This is a genomic window from Carboxydocella sp. ULO1 (genome assembly GCF_002049255.1).
GTDB lineage: Bacteria > Bacillota.
Window position 1 is genome coordinate 21,371 of record NZ_BDLQ01000048.1, and the last position, 6,512, is coordinate 27,882.

Sequence of the window (6,512 nt, forward strand, 5' to 3'; positions counted from 1 at the left end):
TTTTATAGACTTAGATGGCTAGGTCGAATGGTAGATCTGAAATGTCTTTGAGTCTTTTCCCTTCTATCATAATATTAAGCATCTCCAAAGCATCTTCTGCATTAGCTGCTTCTACAGCTTGTTTTAATTCATCTAGAGCAAAATGATATACACAATCTATATCACCAGTACCCAAGGCTATAGAAGCAAGCCGACTTGGTAACGGCTCAGCAGTAACTACAACAATATGTGGCAAATGCCCTTTACGATTACGAATTAAATTAAGCGCTTCAGCACGGCTATTTTGGCTACGATCGGAGCGTATTGTCCATTTGGATGAGATGCTTGCATGCAACAATGGTTTTCCGCCATTAATGGCTCGAATTGCTGTACGTCTTGACACTTTTCTATCCACAAAAAACATTGGTTCATTGATTTCTTCTTCACTTAATAAGTGGCGAACTATAATTACATCAGGGGAAATTGTATAATCATTACCTAAAGCGGCAGCAAGTTGTGGATTGCTTTTTGCGGCGTGATCTAATTCAATCAGATGAGCGTATTGTTCGTATTCAGCAATTGCCATTCTATTACGGTTACCAACTTTAATGATTTCCCATTGGCCTGGTCTAATATGTTTCAGTGATAAAAAAGTTTCTCTTATAAATTCAGCGTTTATAGCTTCAAAAGCACTTCCTGATGTTTGTCCGGCAAGCCTCTCGCCAGTTGAGGATTCAAGAATCTCTGCTATTTGTCTAGCAATTTTTACTGACAATTTACTGTCTTTATCTGCATTAGATGGTATACCGTGACTGTTTATAGTGAGTACTGAATTCAAAAGATTTGCATGATATTTTTTTCGGGCTGCAGTTATAAATGCTATACTCATGACACATTTATCCTTTTTAATTTAGTTTTTATGGATTTCTCTAAACATTTTCTTATTTGCAATCCAACAGCCTGAGCAACGGGCGGGGGAAAGGCGTTGCCTATTTGACGATATACTGAGGTCTTTTTCCCGCAAAAACTCCATGAGTCTGGGAAGCCTTGTAGCCGAGCAACCATTCTATTAGTTAAGCGCGGCATCCCCACAAAATCTGGCCCGGGAGGCTCATCTGCAATACCATGTCCATCTATTCCAAGTGTAGCCCATGCTCTTTTTGCTCTTGTTGGCCCAAGGTCAGGTCCACCGTGTTTTTTCGAACCACCTACTATGGTTGGTGCTATATCATTTGCTTGCTCACGCCATTTATCCACTAATTTCCAACCTTTTTCTGCCATTAAATCATATAACGCTTCTCCTACTGTTGGTGGACAAAGCTCATTAGGTTTTGGCCAATTAAAGTCAATTTCTAAGTCGTTTCTGATAGCAACAATAACGACCCTTGGGCGCAATTGTGGCACTCCAAAATCTGATGCATTTAATAATTTCCAATCAACAACATAACCTAGTTTACAAATAGTGTGAATTATTTGATTGCGGTAGTCGTCAAAAATTGCATCCAATAGCCCTCTAACATTTTCTAACATTACAGCTTTGGGTCGTATCTCTTCAATTATCCTTAATGCTTCCGGAAACAAATCGCGGTCATCTTTTTCGCCAAGTTGTTTACCGGCTTTAGAAAAGGGAGGACAGGGTACTCCTCCTGCAACTAAATCTATTCCTTGATATTCTTTTCCTGAAAAATCATGTAGATCACCTTCAATCACATTCCAAAACGGTCTATTAGTTCTAAGAGTAGAACAGGCGGTGGCATCAATTTCTACAAGAGCAAGATGATTGAACCCTGCTTGCTCAAGTCCGAGGGCTTGTCCGCCTGCACCAGCACATAATTCTATAGAAAACATATTCTCACTCCCATACAAGTGCTAGTGAAATCATTGCTAATACTCATCGGCTTCCTCATCCTCAACCATCTTGATATAACGAATTATTCTTTTGATTGTAACCGGAGGCAAATCTCTGACCTGCTTAAAGAGCAATTGCAGATCATCGCGCTTAATTAAATCTTGCCAGAATTCCAGTAGCTCCTGGTCGTCGGCGATGGCCTCAGCAATCATCTTTTCAGCGCGAGCAGTAGCCGCTTCTATCTCCTCCAGGTCGGGGATGGAGGGGTCGTCAGGTAGATAATCAACGTTTATATCTGCGGCGTCAAGTAACTCCTTTATTGGTACACCGAGCCCTTTAGATATTTTTTTTAATGTATCGATTGTTGGGGAGACTGGCTTGTTTGTTCTGGGATCCTTGCCTTTCTCTAAGCTGTCCAAATATGAATGGCTTATATCACACAACCGAGCACATTCACGCAGAGAAAGTCCGCGCTCTTTCCTCTTATTCCTTATGTATTCTCCTAATTTATCCATAAAATCACTCCATGTACATTTTAACATGAATGTAAGACATGCCATACGTAAATCGTAATTTTTTTTGTAAAACATACTTGACAGCCTAAATTAATGTATGTTATGCTTTACATGTAAGGAATGCAGAACAGATGAGAGGGGGTGCGGTTGATGAGGAATTTAATTGCCTTAAAGCGAAAGGCGCTTGGCATGACACAAGAGGAATTGGCAAGCATATTAAAGATAAGCAGACCATATTTGTCCGATCTGGAAAACGGGAAGTACAATGTTAGCGGGAAACTTATGCTAAAGATAGCAAATGCCCTTGGATGCAAAGTAGAGGAAATTTTTTTTGATGATGCTGTCAATCATGCAGAACAAAAACCCAAGGCGGGGTAGGAGGTGAGGAGGATGGAGACGATTGAACGGACGAACATACTACTGGAAGAGATACTTGCAGAGATTAGAAAAATTACTAACTATATAAACCTTTTAGAACAAAGGCGTGTTGAGGCTGAGAAAAAGGTCAAACATTCAGATATGATTAGAGCTTTTATGTATTAGGCTGTTGGTACCCTGGTTTTTGTAAATTGGGCTCAGACGGCTTGCCGCTGTGGCAATCCTCTTTGGCATCGAGTCTAGGCAATAATCATTCTACTTTCATTTAACCTTTTGCATTAAGCCGGACAAACTTTCTCTCATGCTGGGCAATTTTGCTGACGATATAGGACAAGTCAGTTTGAATTGCATCCAGGCGTTCATCAAGATGTTCTTGCAGACGGGCAATTTGGTCGCCGCGCATAGAGTAGCCATCAAACAGGGCATTAATCTTTTCCCCATGTTCATTTTCGATGCGAGCAATAGAATGTTGTATTGCAGAAAGTTGTTGAGAGTGCTGCTGTTGGGTGTTCTTGATATCCGTAAGTTCCTGGGTAATTTGTGCGACATAATCAAGGAGCATGTCTATCTTATTTTCCATGATCAATCTCCTTTCAGGCTCCTAATCAGACGCAAGTTTTTAGAAAGGCTGGGGGAGCAGGAAAGACTATGCGAGGAGGTTTTTTTGAATGAAGAAGATTTTAGTGCCAGATGACTCTATAAATATTTTCCATCTGGTCAAAGAAGGTAGAGATGAGCAGCAGGTTAAAGTATCTGTTAATGCAGTAATGGATGTAGTTAAGGACTTGGATTTAACCGTAGATGAATTTTATACGTTTATCAATATCATTATTAAAGCTTTTGGTGAGAAGCAGGTAAAGGTTTAGTCATCTTTAAAATTTGCTCCCCCTTGAATCTTATTTAGCCCTTTTCAGTGCAAGGATATCGTTTTCATGCTCTGCAGTTTTCCGAACCAGGTAGTTAATGTCCATGCTAATTCTGTCCAGTCTGTCATTGCTGGTTCGGGATTGCTCTTCCAACTGGCTTTTGACTACTCGCAAAATGGCTAAAACATCTTTTTGCTGGTCGGCCAGGATACTTTCCAGATCAGTTTTAGTGGCCATGTTCTGTTCGATTCTGTTAATTCGTTCCGCCAGATGGTTAATTTGGCTGCCTGTCTCTGTTTTAAACTCAGTAAGATCAGTTTTAATGGCCTTAATTTCGCTCAAGATTTCTTTCAGCAATTGTTCACTCATAATTAATCTCCTTTCAGACTTTTGAGGAAAGCAGTCAATAGCTGTCTTTGCTCAGGAGTTAAGGATTCAGCCTCCTGGAGTAACTGTCGCAGATCCGGAGGCATGTCCGGAGTTTCTTCGGAAAAGAATTCGGCCCAAGAAACATTCAGTGCCTTTAATATTTTATCAAGCGTCTGGACAGTTGGTTGTTTCTTGCCGAGTTCTATGTCACTTAACCCAGCTTGGGATATTCCAGATATTTTGGCGAGCTTATATTGGCTTATATTACGCAATGTTCTTAAATGGACGATTCTTTCTGATATATCCAAAAGTATAGCCCCCTTTAGAATTATCACTATAGCTATAATAGCACACAAATTTTTTTATGGAAACAATCGCAAAAGTTATTGACAATACAAAGCAATAGCGATATATTAAAGATGGAGGAGGTGATATTGTGTTTAGTGCAAGGCTAAAGGCTGTCAGAAAAACTCTTGGATTAAGTCAGGCAAGATTGGCAGAATTATCTGGTGTATCTCAGGCATACATCAGTGAACTTGAGGCCGGGTCTAAGCAACCGACTCTGACTATTTTGGATAAACTTGCCTCAGCCTTGGGAGTAACAGTAGCAGAGCTCATTGAGGACGGCCCAAAGGATAAATCGGCGTGAAGGGGGTGAGGAGATGGAAGCGAGTATACAGGAGCTAACAGCCAGGATTAGGGAGCTTGAAAGAGAGAATGAATTGTTGAAGGCGCAGCTATTCAGCAAACCAAGTATTACAGCACACCAGAAGATCCAGGCGGCAATTAGCAAAAGGGCTTGTGAGCTTGAGCCGAATGCTTCTTCGAGATTTGCCAGGCAGGCCCTTAAACGCAGGATCATGGAGGATGTGAAGTGGCTGCTAAGGGTGCGCTATGCTAACCAGTTTACCGAAGAACATGTAGAGCCTGCACTGGAGATTATTCAAAACTGGCCAAATTGGAGGTGAAGAGATGAAAAGGAAACCGCAGGAATACACGTTATCAGTAGTTTCAGTTGACCAGGATGAAGGCTGTATTAGACAGGCAATTCGTTTTGTGATCCAAACCCTGATGAAAAAACTGGAGGAAGAAGCAGAAGGGAGGGACAAGCATGAAGGATGTAAAGGTGTTGCTGATTGAGCAGATCAGGATGGCTAATCAGAGAGAGCTATTAGCTAACATAGTGGCACAGCGGAAGGAAGAGAGCTGGCCAGTGCGGATTGAGAGAATGGGCAACAGTTTCATTGTCAGCGGGCGGGGTACAAGGTTAGACGTGTACCTTGCGGAGACTCATAAAGGCTACCTGGTGTCGGTGCCGAATTTCAGCCGCTGCGGGATTGTAAGAGCTGACTGTACTGCAGGGGATATCATGGAGTATCTAGAGCTAGACAACCCGGTTGATGCGACAACACTGGCCACTGCGGTCAGGTACCTGATAAAGTACATCATTTAAGTAAGCGCCGGAAGCGAGGCCGGCAATTGAGGCGGGATACAATTACATTTTATCCCAGGGAGGAGGTGAGGGGAATGTACATGCAAGCACGGGAAGCGGCAGGATTGACGCAAAAAGAAGCTGCAGAGAGGTTGCATATCGGCATTAGGACATTGCGGGCTTACGAATTAGGGGACGTAGTGCCTAATCCGGAAATAGTTTTGGGGATGGCCCGGTTTTATCGACAGCCGGAGCTGACAATGAGATATTGCCGCAGAGTATGCGCTATAGGACGGGCCTACAGTTATGAGGTGCTGGATGCGGTAAATACTGACCTGGCACATGTAGTTTTAAAGCTGTCCGAAGAATTGGAAGAGGCCCGGGAAGTAATGGCTAAGGCTTTGCGGCTAGTGGTAAACAAAAAGAAACGTGACGATTTCCAGGATAAAGAATGGCAGGAATTCCGGAAAGTGGTTCAAGAGTTTCTGGATGTTGAACACTCAATAGAGGTTCTCAAACTGGCCCTGGGCCGTATGGTGGACGTTGCAGAGCTTATTGATGCCCACAATAAAAAATGCCGCGAACGCGGCTATGTAAGAGAAAAAGCGGCGCTGGCCGCATATTAAGGAAGTGATTCTCATGGACATTGACATTATCCGGATTGCGATAATGACCGGGACAAGCTGGACTCTGCCGATACCGCAAAAATCATGTGCGGAAGTTGTGGCAAAGGAATACAGCAAGGCTTATTCCCGGGTACAAATCAGGGCCATCTACTACAATAAACGGCCTTATTATGTAATCGAATTTAGTGGTCCCAAGGAGGAGGTTGATGACAATGAAATGCGGGGCTTGCGGGCGTACGCTTAAGGACGAAAAATCAATCAAGCTAGGATATGGCAAAACCTGCTACAAAAAGCTGCTCAAGGGTGAAGTGAAAAAGCAGGATCAGGAAGAGAGTTTGCTGGATTTAGTAGCTGAGCTGGTAGGTTGGAGGGGATAGGTTTGAAACTAACCAGAAAAAGAAAAAGCCGACTAGAAAGCACGGCTTAAGAAAATACCTCAACTTAATTATATCAGAATCAACAGAGAGGCACAAGGTGCCATACAGAGGGCTAACTGTC

Annotated in this window: 16 protein-coding genes; 10 read left to right on the forward strand and 6 right to left on the reverse strand. The window is 42.6% G+C overall.

The window, feature by feature from the left end; translation table 11 throughout:
* Nucleotides 1–10: 10 nt before the first annotated feature.
* Genes ULO1_RS07910 through ULO1_RS07920 form a run of 3 tightly spaced genes read right to left on the reverse strand, consistent with a single transcriptional unit; the run spans nt 11 to nt 2,343 of the window.
* Nucleotides 11–868 carry an NgoMIV family type II restriction endonuclease gene (locus tag ULO1_RS07910; RefSeq protein WP_079933335.1) on the reverse strand — a complete coding sequence of 286 codons (858 nt, stop codon included), beginning with the start codon at nt 866–868 and terminating at the stop codon, nt 11–13.
* The gene (locus ULO1_RS07915; protein WP_079933336.1) at nt 865–1,827 is read right to left on the reverse strand and encodes a DNA cytosine methyltransferase; all 963 of its coding nucleotides are present in this window, start codon (nt 1,825–1,827) and stop codon (nt 865–867) included. Before ULO1_RS07915 ends, ULO1_RS07910 begins: the two co-directional genes overlap by 4 nt.
* 36 nt (nt 1,828–1,863) lie before the next feature.
* Complete coding sequence (locus tag ULO1_RS07920; protein WP_159446855.1) at nt 1,864–2,343, reverse strand: helix-turn-helix domain-containing protein; 480 nt, start codon at nt 2,341–2,343, stop codon at nt 1,864–1,866.
* A 150-nt stretch (nt 2,344–2,493) separates the two neighbouring features.
* Between ULO1_RS07920 and ULO1_RS07925 the strand changes: the two genes are divergently transcribed.
* Both ULO1_RS07925 and ULO1_RS14740 read left to right on the forward strand, forming a co-directional pair.
* A complete protein-coding gene (locus tag ULO1_RS07925; RefSeq protein WP_079933338.1) occupies nt 2,494–2,721 on the forward strand; it encodes a helix-turn-helix transcriptional regulator in 228 nt (75 codons plus the stop codon).
* Between the two features lie 12 nt (nt 2,722–2,733).
* A complete protein-coding gene (locus ULO1_RS14740; RefSeq protein ID WP_159446856.1) occupies nt 2,734–2,886 on the forward strand; it encodes a hypothetical protein in 153 nt (50 codons plus the stop codon).
* Between the two features lie 100 nt (nt 2,887–2,986).
* Here ULO1_RS14740 and ULO1_RS07930 read toward each other — a convergent pair whose 3' ends face one another.
* Nucleotides 2,987–3,301, reverse strand: a complete 315-nt coding sequence (locus ULO1_RS07930) for a hypothetical protein (RefSeq protein WP_079933339.1) — start codon at nt 3,299–3,301, stop codon at nt 2,987–2,989.
* Between the two features lie 88 nt (nt 3,302–3,389).
* On the opposite strand from ULO1_RS07930, the gene ULO1_RS07935 reads away from it, so the two are divergent.
* The gene (locus ULO1_RS07935; RefSeq protein ID WP_079933340.1) at nt 3,390–3,587 is read left to right on the forward strand and encodes a hypothetical protein; all 198 of its coding nucleotides are present in this window, start codon (nt 3,390–3,392) and stop codon (nt 3,585–3,587) included.
* 30 nt (nt 3,588–3,617) lie between these two features.
* On the opposite strand, the gene ULO1_RS07940 is transcribed toward ULO1_RS07935, so the two are convergent.
* Together ULO1_RS07940 and ULO1_RS07945 are read right to left on the reverse strand one after the other, a co-directional pair.
* A complete protein-coding gene (locus tag ULO1_RS07940; protein WP_079933341.1) occupies nt 3,618–3,956 on the reverse strand; it encodes a hypothetical protein in 339 nt (112 codons plus the stop codon).
* A 2-nt stretch (nt 3,957–3,958) separates the two neighbouring features.
* Complete coding sequence (locus ULO1_RS07945; protein WP_079933342.1) at nt 3,959–4,264, reverse strand: helix-turn-helix domain-containing protein; 306 nt, start codon at nt 4,262–4,264, stop codon at nt 3,959–3,961.
* 128 nt (nt 4,265–4,392) lie between these two features.
* Here ULO1_RS07945 and ULO1_RS07950 point away from each other — a divergent pair, with 128 nt between their 5' ends.
* The 7 genes from ULO1_RS07950 (at nt 4,393) to ULO1_RS14750 (ending at nt 6,391) form a co-directional block, all read left to right on the forward strand.
* The gene (locus ULO1_RS07950; protein WP_079933343.1) at nt 4,393–4,605 is read left to right on the forward strand and encodes a helix-turn-helix domain-containing protein; all 213 of its coding nucleotides are present in this window, start codon (nt 4,393–4,395) and stop codon (nt 4,603–4,605) included.
* A 13-nt stretch (nt 4,606–4,618) separates the two neighbouring features.
* Nucleotides 4,619–4,924: a hypothetical protein gene (locus tag ULO1_RS07955; protein WP_079933344.1), complete on the forward strand. Its 306-nt coding sequence runs from the start codon at nt 4,619–4,621 to the stop codon at nt 4,922–4,924.
* 4 nt (nt 4,925–4,928) lie between these two features.
* Nucleotides 4,929–5,096, forward strand: coding sequence for a hypothetical protein (locus ULO1_RS14745; protein ID WP_159446857.1), 168 nt, complete (start codon nt 4,929–4,931; stop codon nt 5,094–5,096).
* Nucleotides 5,068–5,409, forward strand: a complete 342-nt coding sequence (locus ULO1_RS07960; RefSeq protein WP_079933345.1) for a hypothetical protein — start codon at nt 5,068–5,070, stop codon at nt 5,407–5,409. Before ULO1_RS14745 ends, ULO1_RS07960 begins: the two co-directional genes overlap by 29 nt.
* Nucleotides 5,410–5,483: 74 nt before the next feature.
* Nucleotides 5,484–6,014 carry a DNA-binding transcriptional regulator gene (locus ULO1_RS07965; protein WP_079933346.1) on the forward strand — a complete coding sequence of 177 codons (531 nt, stop codon included), beginning with the start codon at nt 5,484–5,486 and terminating at the stop codon, nt 6,012–6,014.
* 13 nt (nt 6,015–6,027) lie between these two features.
* Nucleotides 6,028–6,258: a hypothetical protein gene (locus ULO1_RS07970; protein WP_079933347.1), complete on the forward strand. Its 231-nt coding sequence runs from the start codon at nt 6,028–6,030 to the stop codon at nt 6,256–6,258.
* On the forward strand, nt 6,227–6,391 hold the full coding sequence (locus ULO1_RS14750; protein WP_159446858.1) for a DUF6011 domain-containing protein: 165 nt from the start codon (nt 6,227–6,229) through the stop codon (nt 6,389–6,391). The genes ULO1_RS07970 and ULO1_RS14750 overlap by 32 nt, the downstream gene beginning before the upstream one ends.
* The last annotated feature ends 121 nt before the right edge of the window (nt 6,392–6,512 follow it).

Excerpts from the sequence above, each read along its gene's own strand:
- ULO1_RS07910 (WP_079933335.1), bottom strand. The coding sequence starts at position 868 with ATGAGTATAGCATTTATAACTGCAGCCCGAAAAAAATATCATGCAAAT.
- ULO1_RS07915 (WP_079933336.1), bottom strand. The coding sequence starts at position 1,827 with ATGTTTTCTATAGAATTATGTGCTGGTGCAGGCGGACAAGCCCTCGGA.
- ULO1_RS07920 (WP_159446855.1), bottom strand. The coding sequence starts at position 2,343 with ATGGATAAATTAGGAGAATACATAAGGAATAAGAGGAAAGAGCGCGGA.
- ULO1_RS07925 (WP_079933338.1), top strand. The coding sequence starts at position 2,494 with ATGAGGAATTTAATTGCCTTAAAGCGAAAGGCGCTTGGCATGACACAA.
- ULO1_RS14740 (WP_159446856.1), top strand. The coding sequence starts at position 2,734 with ATGGAGACGATTGAACGGACGAACATACTACTGGAAGAGATACTTGCA.
- ULO1_RS07930 (WP_079933339.1), bottom strand. The coding sequence starts at position 3,301 with ATGGAAAATAAGATAGACATGCTCCTTGATTATGTCGCACAAATTACC.
- ULO1_RS07935 (WP_079933340.1), top strand. The coding sequence starts at position 3,390 with ATGAAGAAGATTTTAGTGCCAGATGACTCTATAAATATTTTCCATCTG.
- ULO1_RS07940 (WP_079933341.1), bottom strand. The coding sequence starts at position 3,956 with ATGAGTGAACAATTGCTGAAAGAAATCTTGAGCGAAATTAAGGCCATT.
- ULO1_RS07955 (WP_079933344.1), top strand. The coding sequence starts at position 4,619 with ATGGAAGCGAGTATACAGGAGCTAACAGCCAGGATTAGGGAGCTTGAA.
- ULO1_RS14745 (WP_159446857.1), top strand. The coding sequence starts at position 4,929 with ATGAAAAGGAAACCGCAGGAATACACGTTATCAGTAGTTTCAGTTGAC.
- ULO1_RS07960 (WP_079933345.1), top strand. The coding sequence starts at position 5,068 with ATGAAGGATGTAAAGGTGTTGCTGATTGAGCAGATCAGGATGGCTAAT.
- ULO1_RS07965 (WP_079933346.1), top strand. The coding sequence starts at position 5,484 with ATGTACATGCAAGCACGGGAAGCGGCAGGATTGACGCAAAAAGAAGCT.
- ULO1_RS07970 (WP_079933347.1), top strand. The coding sequence starts at position 6,028 with ATGGACATTGACATTATCCGGATTGCGATAATGACCGGGACAAGCTGG.
- ULO1_RS14750 (WP_159446858.1), top strand. The coding sequence starts at position 6,227 with ATGAAATGCGGGGCTTGCGGGCGTACGCTTAAGGACGAAAAATCAATC.